Source organism: Nocardia sp. NPDC003269 (assembly GCF_042888005.1).
Taxonomy (GTDB): Bacteria; Actinomycetota; Actinomycetes; order Mycobacteriales; family Mycobacteriaceae; genus Nocardia.
In genome coordinates, this window is the sequence record NZ_JBIAPA010000005.1 from 30,625 (window position 1) to 54,060 (window position 23,436).

Annotated in this window: 20 protein-coding genes; 10 read left to right on the forward strand and 10 right to left on the reverse strand. The window is 71.5% G+C overall.

Annotated features, from left to right (window positions below; all coding sequences use genetic code 11):
- Positions 1-63 precede the first annotated feature (63 nt).
- The gene (gene acs / locus ACFYWJ_RS31435; protein WP_355284304.1) at positions 64-2,007 is read left to right on the forward strand and encodes an acetate--CoA ligase; all 1,944 of its coding nucleotides are present in this window, start codon (positions 64-66) and stop codon (positions 2,005-2,007) included.
- A gap of 79 nt (positions 2,008-2,086) precedes the next feature.
- On the forward strand, positions 2,087-2,707 hold the full coding sequence (locus ACFYWJ_RS31440) for an LON peptidase substrate-binding domain-containing protein (protein WP_355284387.1): 621 nt from the start codon (positions 2,087-2,089) through the stop codon (positions 2,705-2,707).
- Between the two features lie 6 nt (positions 2,708-2,713).
- On the opposite strand, the gene ACFYWJ_RS31445 is transcribed toward ACFYWJ_RS31440, so the two are convergent.
- The gene (locus ACFYWJ_RS31445; protein ID WP_355284306.1) at positions 2,714-3,688 is read right to left on the reverse strand and encodes an NAD(P)-dependent alcohol dehydrogenase; all 975 of its coding nucleotides are present in this window, start codon (positions 3,686-3,688) and stop codon (positions 2,714-2,716) included.
- Positions 3,689-3,865: 177 nt separating this feature from the next.
- Here ACFYWJ_RS31445 and ACFYWJ_RS31450 point away from each other — a divergent pair, with 177 nt between their 5' ends.
- Positions 3,866-4,285 (forward strand): Rieske (2Fe-2S) protein, encoded by a 420-nt coding sequence (locus ACFYWJ_RS31450; protein WP_355284308.1) that lies wholly within the window; start codon positions 3,866-3,868, stop codon positions 4,283-4,285.
- 8 nt (positions 4,286-4,293) lie between these two features.
- Here ACFYWJ_RS31450 and ACFYWJ_RS31455 read toward each other — a convergent pair whose 3' ends face one another.
- The gene (locus ACFYWJ_RS31455) at positions 4,294-4,764 is read right to left on the reverse strand and encodes a VOC family protein (protein WP_355284311.1); all 471 of its coding nucleotides are present in this window, start codon (positions 4,762-4,764) and stop codon (positions 4,294-4,296) included.
- A gap of 155 nt (positions 4,765-4,919) precedes the next feature.
- Here ACFYWJ_RS31455 and ACFYWJ_RS31460 point away from each other — a divergent pair, with 155 nt between their 5' ends.
- A complete protein-coding gene (locus ACFYWJ_RS31460) occupies positions 4,920-5,780 on the forward strand; it encodes a TIGR03619 family F420-dependent LLM class oxidoreductase (RefSeq protein WP_355284318.1) in 861 nt (286 codons plus the stop codon).
- Between the two features lie 6 nt (positions 5,781-5,786).
- Here ACFYWJ_RS31460 and ACFYWJ_RS31465 read toward each other — a convergent pair whose 3' ends face one another.
- Together ACFYWJ_RS31465 and ACFYWJ_RS31470 are read right to left on the reverse strand one after the other, a co-directional pair.
- Positions 5,787-6,491 (reverse strand): hypothetical protein, encoded by a 705-nt coding sequence (locus ACFYWJ_RS31465; RefSeq protein WP_355284321.1) that lies wholly within the window; start codon positions 6,489-6,491, stop codon positions 5,787-5,789.
- Positions 6,488-7,441, reverse strand: a complete 954-nt coding sequence (locus ACFYWJ_RS31470; protein ID WP_378833570.1) for a hypothetical protein — start codon at positions 7,439-7,441, stop codon at positions 6,488-6,490. Before ACFYWJ_RS31470 ends, ACFYWJ_RS31465 begins: the two co-directional genes overlap by 4 nt.
- Before the next feature lie 85 nt (positions 7,442-7,526).
- Here ACFYWJ_RS31470 and lspA point away from each other — a divergent pair, with 85 nt between their 5' ends.
- From lspA to ACFYWJ_RS31485, 3 genes are read left to right on the forward strand one after another with little or no spacing between them, the layout of a single operon-like run.
- The gene (lspA, locus tag ACFYWJ_RS31475) at positions 7,527-8,144 is read left to right on the forward strand and encodes a signal peptidase II (RefSeq protein WP_355284326.1); all 618 of its coding nucleotides are present in this window, start codon (positions 7,527-7,529) and stop codon (positions 8,142-8,144) included.
- Positions 8,141-9,067 (forward strand): RluA family pseudouridine synthase, encoded by a 927-nt coding sequence (locus tag ACFYWJ_RS31480; RefSeq protein ID WP_355284329.1) that lies wholly within the window; start codon positions 8,141-8,143, stop codon positions 9,065-9,067. Before lspA ends, ACFYWJ_RS31480 begins: the two co-directional genes overlap by 4 nt.
- The gene (locus ACFYWJ_RS31485) at positions 9,060-9,791 is read left to right on the forward strand and encodes a hypothetical protein (RefSeq protein ID WP_355284331.1); all 732 of its coding nucleotides are present in this window, start codon (positions 9,060-9,062) and stop codon (positions 9,789-9,791) included. The genes ACFYWJ_RS31480 and ACFYWJ_RS31485 overlap by 8 nt, the downstream gene beginning before the upstream one ends.
- A 54-nt stretch (positions 9,792-9,845) precedes the next feature.
- Here ACFYWJ_RS31485 and ACFYWJ_RS31490 read toward each other — a convergent pair whose 3' ends face one another.
- The 3 genes from ACFYWJ_RS31490 to ACFYWJ_RS31500 all read right to left on the reverse strand — a co-directional run bounded on the left by ACFYWJ_RS31490 (position 9,846) and on the right by ACFYWJ_RS31500 (position 12,468).
- On the reverse strand, positions 9,846-10,487 hold the full coding sequence (locus ACFYWJ_RS31490) for a hypothetical protein (RefSeq protein ID WP_355284334.1): 642 nt from the start codon (positions 10,485-10,487) through the stop codon (positions 9,846-9,848).
- Between the two features lie 167 nt (positions 10,488-10,654).
- Positions 10,655-11,314, reverse strand: coding sequence for a response regulator transcription factor (locus ACFYWJ_RS31495; protein ID WP_355284336.1), 660 nt, complete (start codon positions 11,312-11,314; stop codon positions 10,655-10,657).
- On the reverse strand, positions 11,311-12,468 hold the full coding sequence (locus ACFYWJ_RS31500) for a histidine kinase (RefSeq protein ID WP_355284339.1): 1,158 nt from the start codon (positions 12,466-12,468) through the stop codon (positions 11,311-11,313). Before ACFYWJ_RS31500 ends, ACFYWJ_RS31495 begins: the two co-directional genes overlap by 4 nt.
- A gap of 111 nt (positions 12,469-12,579) precedes the next feature.
- On the opposite strand from ACFYWJ_RS31500, the gene ACFYWJ_RS31505 reads away from it, so the two are divergent.
- Entirely contained in the window at positions 12,580-14,664 is a 2,085-nt protein-coding gene (locus ACFYWJ_RS31505) for an MMPL family transporter (protein ID WP_355284341.1), read from the forward strand.
- An 81-nt stretch (positions 14,665-14,745) separates the two neighbouring features.
- Here ACFYWJ_RS31505 and ACFYWJ_RS31510 read toward each other — a convergent pair whose 3' ends face one another.
- Both ACFYWJ_RS31510 and ACFYWJ_RS31515 read right to left on the reverse strand, forming a co-directional pair.
- Entirely contained in the window at positions 14,746-15,564 is an 819-nt protein-coding gene (locus tag ACFYWJ_RS31510; RefSeq protein ID WP_355284343.1) for a PhzF family phenazine biosynthesis protein, read from the reverse strand.
- Between the two features lie 80 nt (positions 15,565-15,644).
- Positions 15,645-18,068: an HAD-IC family P-type ATPase gene (locus ACFYWJ_RS31515; protein ID WP_355284346.1), complete on the reverse strand. Its 2,424-nt coding sequence runs from the start codon at positions 18,066-18,068 to the stop codon at positions 15,645-15,647.
- A gap of 35 nt (positions 18,069-18,103) precedes the next feature.
- On the opposite strand from ACFYWJ_RS31515, the gene rarD reads away from it, so the two are divergent.
- Both rarD and ACFYWJ_RS31525 read left to right on the forward strand, forming a co-directional pair.
- A complete protein-coding gene (gene rarD, locus ACFYWJ_RS31520; protein ID WP_355284348.1) occupies positions 18,104-19,027 on the forward strand; it encodes an EamA family transporter RarD in 924 nt (307 codons plus the stop codon).
- A 115-nt stretch (positions 19,028-19,142) separates the two neighbouring features.
- A complete protein-coding gene (locus ACFYWJ_RS31525; protein ID WP_355284351.1) occupies positions 19,143-20,072 on the forward strand; it encodes an ADP-ribosylglycohydrolase family protein in 930 nt (309 codons plus the stop codon).
- Between the two features lie 108 nt (positions 20,073-20,180).
- On the opposite strand, the gene ACFYWJ_RS31530 is transcribed toward ACFYWJ_RS31525, so the two are convergent.
- Complete coding sequence (locus ACFYWJ_RS31530; RefSeq protein WP_355284353.1) at positions 20,181-23,417, reverse strand: arabinosyltransferase domain-containing protein; 3,237 nt, start codon at positions 23,415-23,417, stop codon at positions 20,181-20,183.
- Positions 23,418-23,436: the final 19 nt, after the last annotated feature.

Genomic DNA, 23,436 nt, shown 5'->3' on the forward strand with positions numbered 1-23,436 from the left:
CGTGCCGGTGCCCTCCCACCACCGGCACGGGCTTCACCCCTGTTCGTTCGAAGGAGATCTCTTGTGACCGGTGCAGTCACCGACCCCACCCGGCCCGACCACGCGACCAGCTACCCGCCCGCCGCGGAGTTCGTCGCGCAGGCGAATGCCGATGCCTCGCTCGCCGAGCGGGCCACCACCGATCGTGCCGGTTTCTGGGCCGAACAGGCGCACCGGCTGCACTGGCACACGCCCTTCACCCAGGTACTGGACTGGAGCGACGCCCCGGTCGCGCGCTGGTTCGCCGACGGCGAGCTCAATGTCGCCTACAACTGCGTCGACCGCCACGTCATCGACGGGCACGGCGACCAGGTCGCCATCCACTGGGAAGGCGAACCCGGCGACTCGCGCGACATCACCTATCGCGAACTGCTCGAGGAAGTCTCGCGCGCGGCCAACGCGTTCACCGCGCTCGGCCTCGAAGCGGGTGATCGCGTGGCGATCTACATGCCGATGGTGCCCGAGGCGATCGTCTCGATGCTGGCCTGCGCGCGCCTGGGACTCACCCATTCGGTCGTCTTCGCCGGGTTCTCGCCGACGGCCCTGCGGCAGCGCGTCGACGACGCGCAGGCGCGCCTGATCGTGACGACCGACGGGCAGTGGCGGCGCGGCAAGCCCGCCCCGCTGAAGTCGGCGGTGGACGAGGCCCTCGGCGACGAGCCGACCTCGGTCGAGCACGTGCTGGTGGTGCGGCGCACCGGACTGGACGTGCCGTGGACGCCGGTGCGCGACCTGTGGTGGGACGAGACCGTCTCGCTCGCTTCGCCCTCCCACGAAGCCCAGCCCTTCCCCGCCGAACACCCCCTCTTCATCCTCTACACCTCCGGCACCACCGGAAAGCCCAAGGGCATCCTGCACACCACCGGCGGCTACCTCACCCAAGCCGCCTACACCCACCACAACGTCTTCGACCACAAAGCAGGCACCGACGTCTACTGGTGCACCGCCGACATCGGCTGGGTCACCGGACACAGCTACATCGTCTACGGACCACTGGCCAACCGCGCCACCCAGGTCGTCTACGAAGGCACCCCCAACTCCCCCACTGAACACCGCCACTTCGAGATCATCGAGAAGTACGGCGTCACCATCTACTACACCGCCCCCACCCTGATCCGCACCTTCATGAAGTGGGGCCGTGAGATCCCGGACGCCCACAACCTGACCACCCTGCGCCTGCTCGGCTCCGTCGGCGAACCCATCAACCCCGAAGCCTGGCGCTGGTACCGCGACGTCATCGGCGCCAACACCACCCCCATCGTCGACACCTGGTGGCAAACCGAAACCGGCGCCATCATGATCTCGCCCCTGCCCGGCGTCACCGACACCAAGCCGGGCGCGGCCACCGCACCGCTGCCCGGTATCTCGGCGAAGGTCGTCGACGACGACGGCACCCCGCTGGGCAACGACGCCTCGGGCCTGCTCGTGCTGGATCAGCCGTGGCCGTCGATGCTGCGCGGCATCTGGAACGACATGGATCGGTTCCGTGAAACCTATTGGCAGCGTTTCGCTTCCGAGGGCTGGTACTTCGCCGGTGACGGGGCCAAGCTCGATGCCGACGGCGATCTGTGGATCCTCGGCCGGGTCGACGACGTGATGAACGTGTCGGGCCACCGCATCTCCACCGCCGAGGTCGAGTCCGCGCTCGTGGGGCACCCGGCCGTGGCCGAGGCCGCCGTCGTCGGCGCCAGCGACGCGACCACCGGGCAGGGCATCGTCGCCTTCGTCATCCTCACCGGGTCGGCCGAGCGCACCGACGCGCTGGTCACCGAACTCAAGGCCGCCGTCTCGCTGGAGATCAGCCCGATCGCCCGGCCGCGCGAGATCCACCTCGTCCCCGAGCTGCCCAAGACCCGCAGCGGCAAGATCATGCGACGGCTGCTGCGCGACGTGGCCGAGGGCCGCGAACTCGGTGACACGTCCACGCTGGTCGACCCGACCGTGTTCGAAGCGATCGCGAAGGGATGACCCGGCGATCCGTCGCGCACGCATGTCGGAGGGGCACGGCGTCCGCGACAGCGGGCATGCTGTGAGGGTGGAGATCCCTATGTTCCCGCTGGGCGCGGTCCTGCTGCCCGGCGAGCCGCTGTCGTTGCAGATCTTCGAGCCGCGCTATGTCGCGCTGGTCGAGGACTGCCTCGACGGCAGGCGGGAGCCGGAGTTCGGTGTGGTCCTGATCGCGCGGGGGCACGAGGTCGGTGGCGGTGAGGTGCGTACCGATCTCGGCGTCCTGGCCCGGATCACCGATGTCGTCGAGCTGTCGGGCTCGCGGTTCCGGTTGCGCTGCGCGGGCACCGAGCGGATCCGGGTCGACGAATGGCTCCCCGACGCGCCCTACCCGCGCGCCGAGGTGACGGCGTGGCCCGACGGCGTCGGCGCCGACGACAGCGAACTGCTGGCCGACCTGCGCAAACGCGCCGATCGGCTGCACACGCTCACCGCGCAGCTCGCGCGGCGCTCCGGGATCCGGCGGCCACCGCCGTCGGCGTCGCTGGAGGACCTCTCCGACGACCCGACGGTGCGCTCCTACGAGCTGGCCGCGCGCCTGCCGATCGGGCCGACCGACCGGCAGGCGGCGCTGTCGGCGCCCGACCCGTACACCCGGCTGGAGAATCTCATCGTCGCGGTCGACGACGCGATCGCGATGATGGAGTTCCGCCTGCAGTGACGGCGCTCAGCCGACGGTGATCGCGACCTTCGCCCTGGCGTGCTCGGTCTCCAGGTAGTGGATGGCGGCGGGGACCTCGTCGAGGGGGTACGTCCGGTCGATGATCGGCCGCACCCGGCCCGCGTCGATCAGGGCACGGAGTTCGTCGAGTGCCGCGCTGCTCTGCTTCGCCGTCGGCACCCGGAGGGTGGGGCGCACGAACGGGCGGCTGAGCTGGGCGCGGACCATGAGCCCGAGCGGGCCGAAAAGGCTACCGCCGGTGTAGTTTCCGCCGCCGGACAGGACCAGGGTGCCGGTCGGCTCGACCAGGCGCAGCAGTTCGCGCAGACCCCGGCTACCCGCGAGATCGAGGACGGTGTCGTAGCGGCCGGTCACCGTGTCGCGGGTGTAGTCGACGACCCGGGCGGCGCCCAGCCCGCGGATCAGCTCGACATTGCGGGTGCTGCACACCCCGGTGACCTCGGCGCCCGCGGCGAGCGCGAGCTGCACGGCGAAGGTGCCGACCCCGCCGGACGCGCCGATGACCAGCACCCGCTCCCCCGTTGTCACGTGTCGCAGGCAGGTCAGCGCGGTGTTGGCGGCCAGCGGGACGGCCGCCGCCTCGGCGAAGCTCAGCCCCGCGGGTTTGAGACCCACCACCGACCGGTCCACCACCAGGTACTCGGCGAACGCGCCGCTGCTCGACTCGCCGTACACCTCGTCACCGGGCCGTAGATCCGTCACCCCGGCGCCGACCGCCTCGACGGTCCCCGCGAAGTCGCCGCCGTGGATCGGCTGCGCGGGACCGCGCCGCCCGAACACCGACCGGTCCAGCCACCGCACGATCTTCGGATCGCCCCGCATGATGTGCCAGTCCCGCGCGTTCACCGATGCCCCGCGTACCCGCACCAGCACCTGCCCGGCCCCGGCCACGGGCCGCTCGACCTCCGCGACCTCGAGCATCGCCGAAGATCCGTATACCTGCTGCACGATCGCCTTCACGTGCGTGACAGTAAGCCCGCACCGGTCCCGGCCACATCGGGGAAGTCCCGGAGAAATCGTCCCCGATCATCCGGTCGAGAGTTCGAACCGGGGACCCGCCGATCCCGTTGAACCGATAAGGAGCGGTCGGACCGCCCGGCCGCCGCCTACGTCGCTAGTTCCGATCGGAGTTCCACGATGACCAGTAACGAGATACAGCTCGACCGCAGGACCGTAGTCGTCGGCGCGGGGGTGCTCGCCGCGGCCGCGACCGTGGCCGCCTGCGCGGGCAAGGACGAGAGTGCGCCCGCGGCGGCGCAGGCGCCCGTCGGTGGGCCGACGGGGGCGTTGGCGAAGACCGCCGATGTGCCGGTGGGGGGTGGGGTGATCGTCGGGGACACGGTGATCACCCAGCCGTCGGCGGGGACCTTCGTCGGGTTGTCCTCGACGTGCACGCACGCGGGCTGCCGGGTCGGCTCGGTCGCCGACGGCTCGATCAACTGCCCGTGCCACGGGAGCCGGTTCGGGCTCGACGGCAGCGTCACCGCGGGTCCTGCCACGGCGCCGCTGCCGGCGAAACCGGTACGGGTGGAGGGTGATTCGATCGTGCCCGCCTGAGGCCGCGATCAGCCCGCCGCGTTCATCATCTCGTCCATGCGGCGCTGCATCTCTTCCGGCGTGACGTCTTCGATGTGGGTCGCCACCGTCCAGCGGTGGCCCCACGGGTCTTCGAAGGCGCCGCTGCGGTCGCCGTAGAACTGGTCGGTCATCGGGTTGATCTCGGTGGCGCCCGCGCCGAGGGCGGCGGCGAACGCGGCGTCGGCGTCGGGGACGTAGACCATCAGGTTGACCGGCGAACCGCCGACCGCCTTCGGGTCGAGGAAGCCGATCTCCGGCGCCGGGTCGCCGACCATGAGAACAGAGTCGCCGACGAGGAGTTCGCAATGCGCGACGGTGCCGTCCGGACCTGGCATGCGCATGCGCTCGGTGGCGCCGAACACGGCGATGTAGAAATCGATCGCGGCACCGGCGCCCGCACACGAGATGCCAGGACAGATACGCGGATAACCAGCGGGAAACGGGGAAACATCAGACATCGGATACCTCCGGGTCGAGGTTGATGCTCGGACCGTTCAGAGCCTATTCCCCTCCACTCGCCGGGGAAAGGTCATCCGGTGAACGGTCTTCCGGCAGGCCCGAAAGACTGGTAGAACTTGTTTCAGTTTTGTTGTCTGATCCGGAGGGCCGGAACATGCGCTACGGGCTCGTGTTGTTCACCAGTGACCGGGGCATCACGCCCGCCGACGCCGCGCTGGCGGCCGAGAACGCGGGCTTCGACGCGTTCTACGTCCCCGAGCACACCCACATCCCGGTGGTGCGGGCCGCGGCACATCCGCAGACCGGGGACTCCTCGCTGCCCGACGACCGCTACCTGCGCACCCTCGATCCATGGGTGGCGCTGGCGACGGCGGCCGCGGTGACCGAGCGGATCACCCTGTCGACGGCGGTCGCGCTGCCCGCCGAGCACCATCCGATCACCCTCGCCAAGACCATCGCCTCGCTCGATCACCTGGCCGGTGGCCGGGTCGAGCTCGGCGTCGGATTCGGCTGGAACACCGACGAACTCGCCCACCACGGCGTCCCGCCCAAGAAGCGGCGCACCGTGCTGCGCGAGCACCTCGACGCGATGCGCACGATCTGGTCGCAGGAGGAAGCCGAGTTCGAGGGCGAATTCGTGCGGTTCGGGCCGAGCTGGTCGTGGCCGAAGCCGACCAGCCCGACGATCCCGGTCCTGCTCGGCGCGGGCGGCACCGAGAAGTCCTTCGGCTGGCTGGCCCAGCACGCCGACGGCTGGATCACCACCCCGACCGAGGGCGACCTCGGTGAGAAGATCGCGCTGCTGCACCGGGTCTGGCGGGAGGCGGGCCGCGAGGGCACGCCGCGCGTGATCGCGCTGGCCGGGCGCTACGACGCCGCGCAGCTCGCGCAGTGGGAAGAACTCGGCGTCACCGAGGTGGTCTTCGGGATGCCGGACCGCTCGGCCGACGAGGTGCGCGGCTACATCGCCCATCTCGGCGGCAAGATCGCGCCGCCGGTGCCCGCCACCACCTGAGGCGCCTCAGCCGCGCAGCTTGCGCACCTGCGCGGCGGTGAGGTCGGCGAGCACCCCCGGGTCCACGGTCTCCGGCGCGGTGACCACGACCTGGACCAGGGTGTTGCCGACCTGCACCAGGGCCGCCGCGGAGGTGAGCGTCAAGCCTTCGCTGGTGGCGGTCAGGGTGAAGGCCGAGCTCGCGTCGCCCGCGGGCGGCTGGGTGAGGGCGGTGGTGCGGTAGTCGATGTGCACGCCCGCGTCGTCGCCGGTGTAGGCGGCGCAGCGTCGCGGCTGCGCCTGCACCGCGTCGAAGGCGGCCGCCAGCGCGGCATCGGGATAGCTCGCGGCATCGATATCGATCGTGGCGTAGCTCGGTCCGGCGAACTGGACGGACGCGGCCGCCGACGATCCCGGGTGCTGCTCGGCGAGCGGGCTGAGCAGCCTGCCGCAGTCCGGCGGATCGGTGGGCGCCGCGGGCGGCACGGCCGGACCGTCGTCGCCGGTGCGCGGCGGGACCACACTGAAGTCGCCGGGCAGATCCGGTGCCGCCAGCAGCCCGGCCGCGAGCTGGGCGGGATCGCGCACCACCGTGCCGCTGCCCGGCGCCGCCGTGGCGGCCGCGGGGAAGGAACCGGCGGGCTCGTCGTCGGACCCACAGCCGACGACACCGGCGAGCGCGGCGCAGGCCGACGCGGCCGCGCTCGCGCGCAGCAGGGTCGACCGCATCATTCGGTCCAGGAGACGCGCGTCGACTGGGTCTGCACGAGGGTGCTCACGCTGCGCGCGTCGCGGTAGATCTGCTGACCGCCGACATCGATGGCCCCCGAGACCGGCAGCGGGAGACCGAGATCGACGGTGATCGTGCCGGTGCCCTCCATCACGTAGCCCTCGATCTCTAGCGAGCCCGCGTTGTTGGGCAGCATCCACACCTTCTCGGTCGGGGTCTGGGTCACCTGCAGGTCGATGGTGAGCCGGTCGCCGTCGCGGCTGGTCAGGGTGGCGGTGGTGATCTGGTCGAGGGTGACGCCGCCGGTGATCTCCTGGTGCACCGTCCACACCGCGCCAACGCCGACCGGCGCGTCGGGGAACGCGATCGAGCGGTAGACGGCCTGGTAGAAGGCCTGTTCCAGGGCGGCGCGCGCCGTGTTGGGGGTATCCGGCGACGGCGCGAGGCGCAGTTCGGTGATCGCGCCCAGGTCGCTCATCTCCAAGCCCGCGTGCGAACCGTCGGCGGTGGTGAACGCCTTGTTCAGGACCGGGTCCGGCGTGGTGACGGTGCCGACGGTGACGTCGACCCCGTCGGTGCCGGCGCGGGCGGTCATCGGGATGGTCAGCGCGGCGGGCGAGAAGTCGCGGGCGGGCTGATCGTTGACCTGCTGCTGGATCCGGTAGTCGGTGCACAGCGTCACCTCCTGCGTGGTGCCCGCCGGGTAGCGGGGACGCAGCAGATCGCGCGGCTCGTCGCCGGCCGAGACCAGGGTGGTGACGGCGGCCGTGATCGGCACCGTCACTTCCTTACCGATGCCGAGCGGCTCGGTGCCCTCGACATCGGCGGGCGATGCCGACCGGTCGGCGCACCCCGCGCCGAAGGTCGCGAACCCGAGCACGAGCGCCACGAGTAACACCCCGGGACGCGCGATGCGGGGTAAGCGAGAACTAGACAACACCGTCACAGCCATCAGGGTACGACCGCTTCCTGAGTAACAGCTGGGACTCCCGGGCACCGCGGCGCAGCGCGGATCGCCACTAGGGAATGATGGTCGCGTGAGTGAAGACCGGCCATCCGACAACGCTGCCGTTCCCGAGACGGGCGACGACTCGGCGGCACCGGCCCCCGACGCCGCGCCCGAGCCCACCGGAACGGACAAACCCGCTGGTCGCCGTCGGTTGACGACGCTGCTGATCATCGCCGTCGTGCTGTTCGGCCTCGACCTGCTGACCAAGTGCCTCGCCGTGGCCCTCATCGATCCCGGCGAATCGGTGCCGATCATCGGCGATTTCGCGCGGTTCACCCTGGTGCGCAACCCGGGCGCGGCGTTCTCGATGGCGACCGGCATGACCTGGCTGCTGACCCTGATCGCCGCGGCCGTGGTGATCGGCGTCATCCGGATCGGGCGCACGCTGCGCTCGCTGTGGTGGGCGATCGGCCTGGGCATGGTGCTCGGCGGCGCGCTGGGCAATCTGGTCGACCGGATCTTCCGCTACCCCGGCCCGTTGCAGGGCCATGTCGTCGACTTCGTCGCCGTCGGCTGGTGGCCGGTGTTCAACGTCGCCGACTCGGCCATCGTCTGCGGCGCGATCCTGCTCGTCGCACTCACCGTGTTCGGGTTCGAGCCGGACGGCACCCGCAGCGGTCGCAAGCACACAGAGGAGACCGCGTGAGGGAAACCAGGACCATGCCCGTTCCCGACGGGCTGGACGGGATGCGGGTCGACGCGGGCCTGTCCCGGCTGCTCGGGTTGTCGCGGACCGCGGTCGCCGCGATGGCCGAGGAGGGCTCGGTGCAGCTCGACGGCGTCGCCGCGGGCAAATCGGACCGGCTCACCGCGGGCGCGTGGCTGGAAGTGGTGTTCCCCGAACCGAAGCGCGAGCTGACCGTGGAGGCCACCCCGGTGGAGGGGATGAAGATCCTCTACGCCGACGACGACATCGTCGCGGTGGACAAGCCGATCGGCGTCGCCGCGCACACCGGCGTCGGCTGGACCGGCCCGACCGTGGTCGGCGGCCTGGCCGCGATGGGCTACCGGATCTCCACCTCGGGCGCGCACGAGCGGCAGGGCATCGTGCACCGCTTGGACGTCGGCACGTCGGGCGTGATGGTGGTCGCCCAGTCCGAACACGCCTACACGATGCTCAAGCGCGCCTTCAAGCAGCGCACGGTGGACAAGCAATACCATGCCCTGGTGCAGGGACATCCCGATCCGAGCAGCGGCACCATCGACGCGCCGATCGGGCGGGCGCGCGGCAACGACTGGAAGTTCGCGGTCACCGGCGACGGCAGGCCCAGTGTCACCCACTACGACACGATCGAAGCCTTCCAGTCGGCCAGCCTGCTCGATGTCCACCTGGAGACCGGCCGCACCCACCAGATCCGGGTGCACTTCTCGGCCGTCCGCCACCCCTGCGCCGGTGACCTGACCTACGGCGCCGACCCGACGCTGGCCAAGCGCCTCGGGCTGGAACGGCAGTGGCTGCACGCGCGCCAGCTCGGTTTCCACCATCCCGCCGACGGTCGCTGGCTGGAGATCACCAGCGAGTACCCCGACGACCTCGCGGGCGCACTGGACGTACTGCGCAATGCCTGACGACCCGCGGTCGTCCGAACCGGTGCCGGACCCGGCACCGGACGACCGCGGGAGCGCCGGGGATCGCCGCGTATCGGGGCGGACGGCGCTGTTCATCGCCGCGGCCGTGGCGCTGGCCGTGGTCGTCGTCGTGCTCGGCATCCTCAATCCCCGCCCGCCGATGGGCGTGACGACCGATCGGCTCGGCCCCGCCCAGGGCGAGCAGGTCGAGGACTACCTGCGCGAGGCGCGCGCTTCGCTCGACGGCGCCGACACCGATCCGCACTGGGCGCTGGTGTCGTTCACCGACTACCTGACCGCGCAACAGATTCCGGCCGCCGCCGACGGCCTGCGGGTGGCGGGGGTGATCCAGCACGTCCCGATCGACCGGGTCCAGACTCCGGTGATCACCGTCGCGACCCCGGCGGGTGACGAACCGGCCGTGCGCTCCGCCGACGCGGCGGCGGGACTGGTGGCCGCCCAGCGGTTCCGGGATCAGCGCAGTGCCGATATCGCCCGGGTCACCGAGGCCAGGTTGCGCGCGGGCTGCGCGTGCACGGCCGGGCTGGTCGTGCGCGGCACCCTCCCCCAATTGCGGGAGCTGGCAACGCGACCCGGCGTCCGCGCGGTGCAGGCACTGCCCGCCGACGCGATCGCGGGCCGCTTCGCGGTGGCTCCGCTGCTGCCGGAGTCGACCGGGGTGATCGCGCCGACGCCCGACGACGGCCCGGTCCCCGCCGAGTAGCCCGACTCGGTCGGCGACCGTCCGCACCGGGAGCGGCCGCCACCGGGCAGCGAGTCACGCCGCGACGGTGGCGTGACCGATGGTGATGTCGCCGTACATGTTCCGGGCGAAGACGCGCACCGTGTCGTCGCCCGCCGCGGCGGCCGCGGCGACGTCGTTGGTGATCGACCCGTAGGCGGCGAAGGTCTCCAGGTGCGCGGCGGTACCGGCCCGGACACCCACCACCAGCTCGCCCATCGACGTCTCCAGCTGGAACACCCCGCGGGCGGCTTCGCCGATCCGGATGTCACCCTTGGCCGTCTTCGCGGTCACCGACCCGCGCGGGCGCTCGACGGTGATGTCTCCGGCGGCCACCGCCAGGTCGCACTCGCCGAGATCGCCCGCGCCGACCAGGCGACCGAGCGCGGTCGAGGCCTTCAGTTCGGAACCGGCCGGAACCTGGATGCGCACCTGGACCGAGGACTTGCCGCTGAACGCACCGGAGTACCACTTACTCTTCGGCGAGCGCACGGTCAGCGCACCCGCGACGAACTCGGCCGTCATCTGCTCGGCGGCGCGGATGTCGCTCTTGCTGGACGGATCGGTGGGGCGGATCTCGACTACGGTGTCGGCGCGGTCGGCGGCGGTGACGACCACGTCACCACACGGCACGTCGACGGTGACGGTGATCGGGTCCGGGGTCTGGAAGGTAGGCATGGCGATACTCCTCGGAAGGTGTGGAAGGAACGTCCCGGGCTGACTCGATGTGGTGTCGCTCCGGCTATGCCCAACTATATGTAGAAGTATACGTATACACAAGCCCGAATCGTGGTCGACCACGTTTTCGCAGATGAAGCGGCCTTTTCGCGACCCCGTCGACCGGCCTAACCCGGGCCCGGGATGACCAATCCGGCTTCGTAGGCGGCGATGACCAGCTGTACCCGGTCGCGGGCCAGCAGTTTGGCGAGGATCCGGCTCACGTGGGTCTTCACCGTCAGCGGGCTCACCACGAGGGTCTCGGCGACCTCGGCGTTCGACATCCCCTTGGCGACGAGGATCAGCACGTCGAGTTCGCGGTCGGTGAGCGTGCCCAGCGACGGTCGCGGCGCGGGATCGGGCACGGCCCTGACCCGGGCGATGACGGCGGCGGTGGCGCTCGGCGAGAGCAGCGACTCCCCCGCGGCGACCGTGCGGATCGCGGCGAGCAGGGCGGCGGGCCTGGTGTCCTTGATGAGGAATCCGCTGGCGCCGGCGCGCAAGGCGGCCAGGACGTTGTCGTCGGTGTCGTAGGTGGTGAGCACCAGCACGCGCACACCGGCCAGGTCCTCGTCGGCGGCGATCCGGGCGGTGGCGGCGATGCCGTCGAGTTCGGGCATCCGGATGTCCATCACGACCACATCGGCGCGTTCGGACCGGGCCAGCGTGATCGCCTCGGCGCCGGTGGCGGCCTGCCCGACGACAGTCAGGTCCGGGGCCGAGTCGACCAGCAGCGCGAAAGCTTCGCGGACCAGTGCCTGATCGTCGGCGAGCACGACCCGGATCATGGTGCGGCCCTGCCGGATTCGGCCGCCATCGAGGACAACGGCAGGTCCGCGGTCACCGTGCAGCCGGTGGGCGTGCTGTCCACCCGCAAGGTGCCACCGATCGCCTCGGCGCGCTCGGTCATCCCCCTGATCCCGAATCCGGTGGTCGTCGATCGTGTTCCGCGGCCGTTGTCGGCGACGGTGACGATCAGCCGGGTGTCGCGATAGTCCAAGCCGACCCGGACAGCCCGCGCGCCCGAATGTTTGACGACATTCGTCAGCGCTTCACCGATGATCCGGTAGGCGACCAGTTCGACTGTCGGCGACAAGGCCCGGACGCGGCCGGTTCCGGCGGTGGTCACCGCGACGCCCGCCGCCGCGACCGTGTCGGTGAGCACCGGGAGGTGCTCGAGCGTCGGCAGCGGCGAGCGCGAATCGCCGCCGGGCGCGCGCAGGACACCCACGGTGGCCCGGAGTTCGGCCCTGGCGTCGACGCACGCGTCGGTGATCGTGTCGAGCGCGGCGCCGAGCACGGCCGGGTCGTCGTGCCCCTCGGCGAGCAGGTGCCCGGCGACTCCGGCCTGCACCTGGATGACGGTGATCGTGTGGGCGAGCAGGTCGTGCAGGTCGCGGGCGATGCGCAGCCGTTCCTCGGCGACCCGGCGCTCGGCCTCCTCGTCGCGCGACCGCTCGGCGCGTTCGGCGCGGGCCAGTACCTCACCGAGGTAGGCGCGATGCAATCGGACGGCCTCGCCCGCCACGCACGACACCACGATCCAGCCGGTCGTACCGAAGGCCTGCAGCGGCAGGTTCTCGCCCAGCTCGGGCGAGGCGAGCATGCCGCCGACCCCGAGCAGGACCACCGCCGTGATCACCACGAACGTGCGGCGGCGATTCCCGTCGGCCGCCACGGTGTACAGCGCGACCATCGTCGACGGGAACGCGGCCTCGTGCGGGTACTCGAGCGTGTGATAGCCGAGCGCGAACGCCACGTGCACGGCCAGCACGATCATCGGCGCCCGGCGCCGGGCGACCAGCGGCACCGTCGTGCCGGCCAGCAGCGCCACCCCGACCGCGTCGAGCGGGCGCTGTTCGGCGAACGCCCGCGCGAGGACCAGTTCCCCGACGAACACCGCCGCGGCGAGCGCGCCGTCGGTCCACCATCGCCTGTGCATCGCCGTTCATTGTCCGGCAGCCGCGACCGCCGTGCGTACTCCGCGCGGAGTATCCGCGAGACCGGCCCGTGGGCGGACGATTCGGCGCGGATCCGGCGCGACGCTGCTCGCATGAGATTCCTGTTCTCCTCGAAAGCACGCGCGTGGCTGCTGATCGGGCTGTGGGTCGCGGCGGTACTCGCCCTGTTCCCGCTCGCCGGTTCGCTCGACGCGGCGAAGTCCGACAAAGAAACCGACTATCTCCCCGCGGCGGCGCAATCCACCCTGGCCGAGGAACTCTCGGCGGCGCTGCCCGGCGGCACCGAGAACACCTTCCTGGTGGTGTACCACCGGCCGGGCGGGCTCACCGCGGCCGATCGGCAGGCGGCGACCGGCCACTACGCCGCCCTCCGTGCGGAATACGGCAGCACCGCGGGTCCCGAGCAGCCCGTGGCCGCCGAAGACGGTGCGGCGGTGATGTATCCGCTCCTGGTCGCGGCGAGCCACGGCGAACCCGCCGAGTACCTCGCCGATCTGCGTTCGGCGGTCGCCGAACATCCTGCGGGATTGGAGGTTTCGGTGACCGGGCCCGGTGCGCTCGACGGCGATTTCGAGGGCGCGTTCGACGGGATCGACGAGCGGTTGCTGATCGTCACCATGCTCGTCGTCACGGTGATCCTGCTGCTGACCTACCGCAGTCCGCTGCTGTGGCTGCTCCCGCTGGTCTCGGTGGCGGTGGCGAATGTGGCCGCGATGGCGGCGGTATACGGGCTGACGCGCGCGTTCGGCATCACCGTCAACGACCAGAGCGCGGCGGTGCTGACCATCCTGGTGTTCGGCGTCGGCACCGATTACGCGCTGCTGATCGTCGCCCGGTATCGCGAAGAGCTGCGCACCACGGCCGATGTCGGGGCGGCCATGGTCGCGGCGTTGCGGCGTACCGTCCCCGCGATCGCGGCCTCGGCGGCCACGGTGAGCCTGGGCCTGCTGTGCCTGCTGGCGGCGGACATGAACAGCGCGGCGGGCATGGGGCCGGTCGGGGCGGCGGGCATCGTCTGCACGGTCGTGGTGATGGTGACGCTGTTCCCGGCGATCCTGGTGGTGTGCGGGCGGTGGATCTTCTGGCCGCGCGTTCCGCGACCGGGCACTGCCGCGCCGACCGCCTCGGGGCTGTGGGTCCGGATCGGGACCGTCATCGCCGACAAGCCCGCGATCAGCGCGGTCGCCGCCCTGGCGGTGCTGGGCGGGCTGAGCCTGGGCCTGCTCGGCAACACCGACTCGCTCTCTCGCGCTGACCAATTCGTGAACGCGCCCGAGTCGGTGACCGGCCTGCGGGTGATCGCCGAGCACTTCCCGGCCCGCGCGGGCACCCCGCTGACCATCGTGAGCCCCACCGGATCGCGGGACGCGGTCGTCGCGGCAGTCCGCGCCGATTCCGGCATCGCCGAGGTCGAGGACGGGCGCAGCGGCGCCGGGATCAGCGAAATCACCGCTCTCCCCCGCGATCTCGCCGGCACCCCGGCCGAGACCGCGACCATCGACCGGCTGCGCGGTGCCCTCGCCACGACCGCGCCCGGCACCGTCGTCGGCGGGCCGAGCGCGGCGAACCTGGACACCGCGGAGGCCTCGGCGCACGACCGCAGGGTCGTCATCCCGCTCGTGCTGCTGGTGGTCACGGCGGTGCTCGCGCTGCTGCTGCGCGCGCTCGTCGCGCCGATCGGGTTGGTGCTCACCGTGATGGCGTCCTTCGCGGCGGCACTGGGGGCGAGCGTGTTGGTGTTCGAGCACGTCTTCGGATTCCAGGGCCTGGATTCCGGATTGGTGCTGATGGCGTTCCTGTTCCTGGTCGCCCTCGGCGTCGACTACAACATCTTCCTGGTCAGCCGGGCGCGCGAGGAAGCGGCGGAGGTGGGGACCAGGGCGGGCATGCTGCGCAGTCTGAGCGTCACCGGCGGGGTCATCACCTCGGCGGGCATCGTGCTGGCCGCCACCTTCGCCGTCCTCACCACACTGCCGGTGGTCTCGCTGGCGCAGCTGGGCTTCACGGTCGCGTTCGGCGTCCTGCTCGACACGCTGCTCGTGCGCACGGTGCTGGTCCCGGCGCTGACCTTCCTGGCGGGTGATCGGGTGTGGTGGCCGCTGGGCAGGCCGACCCGATCGGCGGTCGGGCAAGATCGCCGGGAGCCGTTGGCGGACAGCCTGTCCCGGGTCCCCTAGCGCCACCAGCGCGGTACGACGGCGCCCGTCCCGACCGGAGGGGCGCCGCTCGTGTGCGTGGGATGCGGCGGGCGGCCCGGCTCAGTCGGGCAGGGTGACCACACCGTCGAGGTAGCGGCGGCAGCGTCCGAGCAGCAGCACCCGGTCGTCGGCGAGCTCGGCGCGCAGCGTGCCGCCGCGCCGGGACAGCTGACGGGCGGTCAGCGTCGTGCGGCCCAGCTCGCGGCTCCACAGCGGGACCAGCTGGGCGTGCGCCGAACCGGTGACGGGGTCCTCCGGGATGCCGACACCGGGGGCGAACAGGCGCGAGACGACATCGGTGGCGGTGCCGGGCGCGGTGATGATCGCGCCACGGGCCAGGGCCGGAAAGGCACCGAGATTCGGTGTGGCGGAGCGGACTTCGTCCTCGGAGGCGAGGACGATCACCTCGTCCTGGCCGGTGAAGGCGCGGACCGGAGTGACGCCGAGCGCGGCGACCAGGGCCGGGTCGGGGTCGACCCGCACCGAGGCGAGCGCGGGCAGATCCAGGACGTACTCGTCGTCATCGGTGCGGTCGACGTGCAGCCAGCCCGAGCGGGTGTAGAAGCTGACCCGATCGTGCTCGGGGTGCAGGTCCTCGATGATCTGGGTGGCCGAGGCCAGCGTGGCGTGCCCACACATGTCCACCTCGACCGCCGGGGTGAACCAGCGCAGGTGGAACGCGGGCCATTCGCCGGGCGGGCCGCCGACGTCCGGGGGTAACTCGGAGGTGTAGAACGCGGTCTCGGCGAGGTTGTTCTCCTCGGCCAGCTGTTGCAGCAGCGCGTCCGGCAGCCAGCGGGGCAGCGGCATGACCGCGGCCGGGTTGCCCGAGAACGGTGCGTCGGTGAACGCGTCGATCTGGTGCAGCAATACCTCCATAGTGCGCAAAGGTACTCCAACACCGAATGTGCGTCCGGCGCAAGGGTTCTCGAGGCAAACCCGGCCTGGTCAGCGCGGTCTCAGGCGCCCTGGGCACCCACCGCGGGCGCGAACTTGCCCGCGTTGCCGGACAGTCGCGCCTGCACCCACCACGCCAGCTCCACCAGCACGATGCCCACCGCGCCACAGACGAACGCGGCCAGCGTCAGCCGGGGGTTCGACGGGTCGAGCTTGAAGAACTCCCGGGTGAACGGAATCGTGAACAGCGCGATGTAGGCGAGCACCGACACCGCGATCAGCACCACCTTCCACCAGTTGTACGGCCGGGCGACCAGCGCCAGCACCCACACCGCGATCATGATCAGGGTGATCAGCGCGGTGGTGCCCGCCTGGATCTTCTGCGTCTCCGTGGCTTCCGGCCCGGCGTAGGCGATGAGGTAGGCCACGAACGTCGCCACGCCGATCACCACGCCCGAGGGCACCGCCAGGCGCATGACCCGGCCGACGAACCCGGTGCGGGCGCGCTCGTTGTTCGGCGCCAGCGACAGGATGAACGCCGGGATGCCGATGGTGAACCAGGCCGCGATGGTGACGTGGCGCGGCAGGAACGGATAGCCGATCGGGTCGTAGCCGAAGATCTGCGAACCGACACCGGCCAGGCCGACCAGGAACGCCAGCAGCACCGAGTACACGGTCTTGGTGAGGAACAGATTCGAGACCCGCTCGATATTGCCGATCACCCGGCGGCCCTCGCCCACCACATACGGCAGCGTGGCGAACTTGTTGTCCAGCAACACGATCTGGGCCACCGCGCGCGTCGCCGGGCTGCCCGCGCCCATCGCGACGCCGATATCGGCGTCCTTGAGCGCGAGCACGTCGTTGACGCCGTCGCCGGTCATGGCGACGGTGTGCCCGCGCGACTGCAGCGCACCGACCATGGCGCGCTTCTGATCCGGGCGCACGCGGCCGAAGGTGGTGTCGCGCTCGAGGACGTCGGCGAGCGCGTCGCGGTCCTCGGGCAGCGAGCGCGCGTCGACGGCGTGGTCGCCGCCGGGCAGGTCCAGCGAGGAGGCCACCGCGCCGACCGAGACGGCGTTGTCGCCGGAGATCACCTTGATCGAGACGTGTTGGCTCGCGAAATATTCCAGCGTGCCCTTGGCGTCGGGGCGGACCCGCTGTTCGAGCACGACGAGCGCGGCGGGCTCGACCCGGCCGGGCGCGTCGTCGGCGTCGACCGGGCGATCGGAGCGGGCCAGCAGCAGCACGCGCAGGCCCGAGGAGCCGAGGTGTTCGGCCCGCTCGGCGTCGGCGGAGCTGGGGTCGAGCAGCACGTCGGGCGCGCCGAGCAGCCAATCGCCGTGGGCGCCATAGGAGATGCCGCTCCACTTCTTGGCCGAGGAGAACGGGGCGATGGCGGTCTGCGACCAGTCCGGTGACTCCGGGAAGGCTTCGGCGATGGCCTGCACGCTCGCGTTCGGGCGCGGGTCGTCGCCGGCGAGGGCGGCCAGCACCTGCCGCACCTGGTCCTCGTCGAAGGCACCGAGCGGTTCGATCTGCGACAGCCGCATGCCGTTCTCGGTGAGGGTGCCGGTCTTGTCCGCGCACACCACGTCGACGCGAGCCAGGCCCTCGATCGCGGGCAGTTCCTGCACCAGGCAGTTGCGCTTGCCCAGACGCACCACGCCCACCGCGAACGCGATGGAGGTCATCAGGACCAGGCCCTCGGGCACCATCGGCACCAGCGCCGCGACCATGCCGGTGACGGCGGGCCGCCAGGACTCCTTGCTCGAGACCAACTGGTTGTAGATGCTCAGCGCGCCCGCCGGAATCAGCAGGTAGGTGATGAACTTGAGGATCTTGTCGATGCCGGAGCGCAGCTCCGAGTGCACCAGGGTGAACTTGCTGGCCTCCTCGGCCAGCTTGGCCGCGTAGGCGTCCTTGCCGACCTTGGTCGCGCGGTAGGCGCCCGACCCCGACACCACGAAGCTGCCCGACATCACCGGGGCGCCGACGCCCTTGTCGATCGGGTCGGCCTCGCCGGTGAGCAGCGATTCGTCGACCTCGAGCGCGGCGGCCTCCTCGACCTCGCCGTCGACGACGATCTGGTCGCCCGGGCCCAGCTCGATCAGGTCGTCGAGCACCACCTCGCCCGGCGCGACCTGCTGGGCGACGCCGTCGCGGCGCACCGTCGGCTTGGCCTGGCTGACGATCGCCAGCTGATCCAGCGTCCGTTTGGCCCGGATCTCCTGGATGATGCCGACCGCGCTGTTGGCCACGATGAGCAGGCCGAACATGCCGTCGATGATCGAGCCGGTGGACAGCACCAGCAGGAACAGCACACCGAGAATGGCATTGATCCGGGTGAAGACGTTCGCGCGCACGATCTCGCGCACGGACCGGCTCGCTCTGGCCGGGACATCGTTGGTTCGCCCGTCGCGGCGTCGTTCCTCGACCTGTGCTGCGGTGAGCCCGGTCGCCGCGGGCTCCTGCACGGAAATGGACATGCTCGTCAGGCTACGTCAGTCGTAACATGGGATGAATGCAGCGCAGCCCCTCCCCGCCCGGTGTCGTCTTCGGTACCGGCGCCTATCTGATCTGGGGTCTGTTCCCCGCGTTCTTCGGGTTGCTGGCGTTCGCGTCGGCGGCCGAGGTGGTGGCCCAGCGCATCGTCTGGACGCTGGTCGTCGTGCTGATCGTGCTGGCGCTGACCGGGCGGCTGCGGGCGATGCGCGGGATCGACGCGCGGACCTGGCGGCTGGCGGCCGCGGCCTCGGCAGCGATCGCGATCAACTGGGGCACCTATGTCTACGGCGTGAATTCCGGGCATGTCGTGGAGTGCGCGCTGGGGTACTTCATCAATCCGCTCGTCACCGTGGCGTTCGGCGTCGTGCTGTTCCGGGAGCGGCTGGCCCGCGCGCAATGGGTGGCGCTGGGACTCGGCGCGCTGGCCGTGGTGGTGCTCACCGTCGACTACGGCAGGCCGCCGGTGATCGCGCTGGTGCTGGCCTGTTCGTTCGCCACCTACGGTCTGGTCAAGAAGGTGATCCCGCTCGACGCGCTGCGCGGCATCGCCGCCGAGGGCATCGTCGCGGTGCCGTTCGCGGTGGCCTTCCTGATCGCGCTGATGGCCACCGGCCGCACCGAATTCACCTCCACCCCCGCCCATTTCGGTCTGATGCTGGCCACCGGACCGGTCACCCTGATCCCGCTGCTGCTGTTCGCGGTCGCCGCCCAGCGGGTCCCGCTGTCGACCATGGGCATCCTCCAGTACCTCACCCCGGCCCTCCAGATGGCCTGGGGCGTGGCCGTCATGCACGAGCCGATGCCCGCCTCCCGGTGGGCCGGATTCGCCCTCATCTGGGCCGCGCTGGCCGTCTTCACCACCGACGCCCTGCGCCGCGCGCGGCGGGCGCGCCGCGTGAGCGCGGTCCCCGCGCCCGCCGACGAGGTCACCACGCCCTGACCGGGCCGAATCCACCGCGCGACACGGGCGCGCCGGGGGCGAAAGCTTGGTGTGTCTCACAATCCGACCGGTAGGGTCGACAGCTGGACAAACGGCGAGCGGGCGCCCGAGAGGGGTGGGTTCGGTGCATGATGCGGGGTTCTCTGATCGGGTCGCGGGGGTGCTCGTCGGCGGGGCCGCGGGGGACGCGCTGGGCGCGGGCTACGAGTTCACCGTGCCGGGTCCGGGGGCGGTGATCGACATGGTCGGCGGCGGGCCGTTCCACTGGGCGCCGGGCGAGTGGACCGACGACACCTCGATGGCGCTGGCGATCGTGCTGGCGGCGGTGAACGGGCCGGGGATCGACCTGGACGCGGTCGCGGCGGGGTTCGTCGCCTGGTACGACAGCGTGCCGCCCGACATCGGGAACCAGACCCGGAATGTGTTGTCGGCCCGGCCTTCGTCGGCACTGAGCATGCAGGCGGTGGCGATGTCGCTGTCGGGTCGCACCGGCGGCAACGGCTCGCTCATGCGGACCGCCCCGGTCGCGCTGGCCTATCTGGACGATCCCGCGGCCTGTGTCGCGGCGGCGGGCCGGATCGGGATGCTGACGCACTTCGACGAGCACGCCGTCGAGGCGTGCAAGATCTGGACCTACGCCGTGCGGCACGCGGTGCTGCACGCCGACTTCGACGGTGTGCGCGAATATGTCTGTGGCTCACCACAAGCCGCGTACTGGAACGAACGCCTCGACGAAGCCGAGAAGGGCACCCCCGCCGACTTCCCGAACAACGGCTGGGTGGTGCACGCCCTGCAGACGGCCTGGTGGGCGATCACCAGCACCGACCGGTCGACGCCCGAGCACCTGCCCCGCGCGCTGGAAGCCTGCGTGCGCGCTGGCAACGACACCGACACCACCGCCGCCATCGCGGGCGGGCTGCTCGGTGCGCGCTGGGGCGCCTCCGCGGTCCCGGCGCGCTGGCGGTCCCTGCTGCACGGCTATCCCGGCCTGACCGGTGCCGATCTCCCCGACCTGGCACAGCGCATCGCCGCCCACTCCCGCTGACGGGCCCGCCCAGCGCGACCTCCCACGAGTCGCGGGCGGACGACAGATCACCCGCCCCGACGCCGCCGATCTCCCGGCGCGGGGACACCTCCGCGCCGGGTTACCCGACTACCAGGCGGTGATGATCGGGCCGGGAGTCCAGGTCCCCCAGCGGTTCTCGGAGTCCACCTGCGGGCGCGCGGGCACCGCGGTGGTGTCCAGGGGCAGGTACTGCTCGAGCGAACCCCAGTCCCGATCCCAGTCGTTGTTCAGGTAGGTCGGCAGGGTGCGGGCGGTGAACAGCAGCTGGGTCCAGCCGAGCGGGCCGCCACCGTCGTGGCCTTGCCACAGGTTGGTGATGGTGGCACCGTTGCGGTCGGGCAGGATGCGATAGGTGGGCAGCTCCGCGATGCCGTTGTAGATCGGGAGGTGGTTCTGACACGGGAAGTGCAGGCCCACCGCCCAATCCAGCAGCACCGGCGTCTCGCTGCCGACGAGGGCGTTGAGCGTGGTGGTCTGCGGCATGCGCGGCGGGGTGACCGCCAGCCATTGGTCCGGGCCCAGGTCCTTGTCCTGGGCGACCAATCGCACCACGCTCGTGTCGGCGGGCAGCTGGTCCAGCGGGACGCGCAGGTTGCGCCACATCGGCGCGGGACCGATATCGATCGGCGCCACCTGACCGGTCACCGTGACGGTGCCGTCGGCGGCCGCGGTGCCGTACTCCACGGCCAGTTCCTGGCCGGGGTGCACGATGCCGTCCGCGTCCACCGAGCGGATCCGGCCCGCCACCGACACCGCGAGGATCGGGCCACGCGGACCCTCGGGCAGGCGGAACCAGCCGGTGGTCAGCGCGGCGGGCTCCTGGGCGCCCGCGCGGTAGCTGCCGAGGACGGGCGTGGTCGCGGGGTCGAGGCCGAACGGCAGGGCCAGCGAACCCTGCCGGGACTCCGAGCCGGCCGAGGTCGACGCGTCCCGCAGCTTGTCGGGATCGTCGGAGACCGAATTCGCCTGCCCCGTGGTCGATTCCACCTCGTCGGAGGTGAGGACCGGCGCCACGCCGTCGGGGCGGAACCCGGTCGAGTCACCGGCCATGGCGCTCGCCACGTCGCCGGTCAGCGGCGCCAGCATCGACGCGTTCGGGTCGGTCTCGACGAGCACCTCGTCGGCCATGCCGCAGCCACTGCCGAAAGCCGCCTCGAGGTTCGAGCCCGCGAGCGAGTACGCCGGGTACTGCGCGACGGTCGCCTTCGCGAACGAGGCCACCTCGAACAGCACCATCATCGCGGCGACCACCGCCAGCACCGGCACCCGCGCCGGCCGCCCCGAGCGGGTGGCCGGGCTCGGATGGATGTGGAACCACGCCGCGATCGCCAGGCACAGCACGGTCAGGCCGACGAAGGCGGTCGAGACGCCGTAGCCCGCGATGCTCGGCGGCTTGTCCCACCAGGGGATGCCCCACGACGAGACGTACCAGTAGCCGTTGGCGCCGACGAAGGTCATCGAGAGCGCGAAGAACACCGCGGCGGCGAACAGCGCGCGGTTGCGCAGCGGCCGCAGCACGGCCGGGCTCACCGCCACCGCGGTCACCGCGGCGACGCAGGTGGCCAGGCCGGCGAACACGCCGAACTGGTGGGTCCACTTGGTCGGCGAGAACATCATCAGCACCATGGCGGCGAGGGTGATGCCCAGCAGCCTGCGGGTCGGGCCGACCGCCGTGCCGGGGATGTGCCCGCCGCGGCGCAGCATGGTGGCCGCGCAGACGATCAGCCCGAGCAGCATGGCGAAGACACCGAAGCGGCGCGTCAGCCAGCCGTCGGCATTGAGCTGCAGCAGGTACTGGTAGCGCAGGAACTCGAAGAACCAGGACTCCCCCGGCCCGATCTTGCCGTGCACCTCGAACATCTCGCGCACACCGGCCAGGGTCCGGTCGGCGAACACGACGGTCAGCACCAGCGTGCCCGCGGCCAGGATCGGCAGCAGCTGCGTCAGGTAGCCCACCGTCTTGGCCCGCCGCACGATCACCGCGGTGACGACGCGGGCACCGGCCACCAGCGCGCCCAGGCAGATCAGGCCCGACGGCGCGCCGGTGAGGGTGAACGCCGCGACGATCACCGCGACCGCGAACGGCAGCAGCCGCCGGGTCGCGATGGCCCGCTCGACCGAGACCCAGGTGACCAGCACACCCAGCGCGACGACGAACTCCGCGCGCAGGCCGTTGTTGTAGGGCAGCCAGAAGGCCAGGAACACCAGCGCCGCGGTCCAGGTCGCGACCCGCTGACGGCGCACCGCCGTCCCGAGCCGGGGCAGCACCTCGCGGCTGATCAGCCACCAGGTCAGCAGGCCGGCGCCGAGCGCGGGCAGCCGCACCAGCGGGCTGACGGCCGAAATATGGGTGATCCAGCCGATGATGTCGGTGTAGGGCGTGTAGAACGGCCCCTCGTCGACGCTGAACCAGCGGTAGTAGTTCGACATGGTGCCCGAGGAGCGAGCGCCCCTGGCCATGCCGAGGATGTAGCCGTCGTCGGAGGTGTTGGCGCCGATGAAGTGCCAGACGACCAGCACCGCGAACACCAGCCAGTCCACCGGCCGCAGCCGCCACCAGCGCTGCGGCAGGAACCGGCGGGCCGAGCGACCGTCGAGCGCGTCCAGGCGGTGCAGCGCGAACAGCGAGAGCGCGGTCGCGAGCAGGCACAGCGCGATCACACCGAGCTTGAGCCAGGTCGGCGAGGTGGTGTAGCGCGAGTCGGCCACCACCCGCACGTCCAGGCCGGCGGGCGGCGCGCCGGTCAGCTCACTGAAGACGCCGACCACCTGGGGACGCAGATCGCTGGGCAGCACCGCGCCGGACGCCCCGAGACCCGTCGTGGTGACGGCGGCTTCCTGTGGCGTGAGGGCGACCGAGAGCGCGCAACCGCTGCCGAGGACTTCGGCCAGCGGCACCGTCCACAGCAGTGTCGAGCGGGACACCACGTCGACGCGCCCCGCGCGCTCGGGCGTGTCGGCGACGACCTTGACGACGAAGCCGTACTTCTCCATGTCGGCCGACTGGTGCGGGATCGTCGACACCGCGACGCCGCCGGTCTCGGCGAGCGAGCTCAGCGCCGCGCACGGCACGGTCGCCGTCAGCTCGGCGGGCGCGTAGGCGACCAGCGGGGATTCGATCGAGGTGGTCGCGCCGCGCTGCGGCCAGGACACCGTCGCGGTGTCGACGCGGACCGGCAGGAACGGGATGGCGATCGCGCTGAGGACGCCGACCAGCGCGGCCACGATCGCGACGACGCGGACCCAGCGGTCGGGCCCGGCCCGTCGCGCGGAGTCCGAAACATCCTTGGGCGGATGCCCCTGCCGCACGATCGTCTCTACCACGGGGCCCGATAGTAGCTGC

Coding starts and splice junctions, on each gene's coding strand:
- ACFYWJ_RS31440 (WP_355284387.1), top strand. CDS start 2,087: ATGTTCCCGCTGGGCGCGGTCCTGCTGCCCGGCGAGCCGCTGTCGTTG.
- ACFYWJ_RS31450 (WP_355284308.1), top strand. CDS start 3,866: ATGACCAGTAACGAGATACAGCTCGACCGCAGGACCGTAGTCGTCGGC.
- ACFYWJ_RS31455 (WP_355284311.1), bottom strand. CDS start 4,764: ATGTCTGATGTTTCCCCGTTTCCCGCTGGTTATCCGCGTATCTGTCCT.
- ACFYWJ_RS31460 (WP_355284318.1), top strand. CDS start 4,920: ATGCGCTACGGGCTCGTGTTGTTCACCAGTGACCGGGGCATCACGCCC.
- ACFYWJ_RS31465 (WP_355284321.1), bottom strand. CDS start 6,491: ATGATGCGGTCGACCCTGCTGCGCGCGAGCGCGGCCGCGTCGGCCTGC.
- ACFYWJ_RS31470 (WP_378833570.1), bottom strand. CDS start 7,441: ATGGCTGTGACGGTGTTGTCTAGTTCTCGCTTACCCCGCATCGCGCGT.
- ACFYWJ_RS31485 (WP_355284331.1), top strand. CDS start 9,060: ATGCCTGACGACCCGCGGTCGTCCGAACCGGTGCCGGACCCGGCACCG.
- ACFYWJ_RS31490 (WP_355284334.1), bottom strand. CDS start 10,487: ATGCCTACCTTCCAGACCCCGGACCCGATCACCGTCACCGTCGACGTG.
- ACFYWJ_RS31495 (WP_355284336.1), bottom strand. CDS start 11,314: ATGATCCGGGTCGTGCTCGCCGACGATCAGGCACTGGTCCGCGAAGCT.
- ACFYWJ_RS31500 (WP_355284339.1), bottom strand. CDS start 12,468: ATGCACAGGCGATGGTGGACCGACGGCGCGCTCGCCGCGGCGGTGTTC.
- ACFYWJ_RS31505 (WP_355284341.1), top strand. CDS start 12,580: ATGAGATTCCTGTTCTCCTCGAAAGCACGCGCGTGGCTGCTGATCGGG.
- ACFYWJ_RS31510 (WP_355284343.1), bottom strand. CDS start 15,564: ATGGAGGTATTGCTGCACCAGATCGACGCGTTCACCGACGCACCGTTC.
- ACFYWJ_RS31515 (WP_355284346.1), bottom strand. CDS start 18,068: ATGTCCATTTCCGTGCAGGAGCCCGCGGCGACCGGGCTCACCGCAGCA.
- rarD (WP_355284348.1), top strand. CDS start 18,104: ATGCAGCGCAGCCCCTCCCCGCCCGGTGTCGTCTTCGGTACCGGCGCC.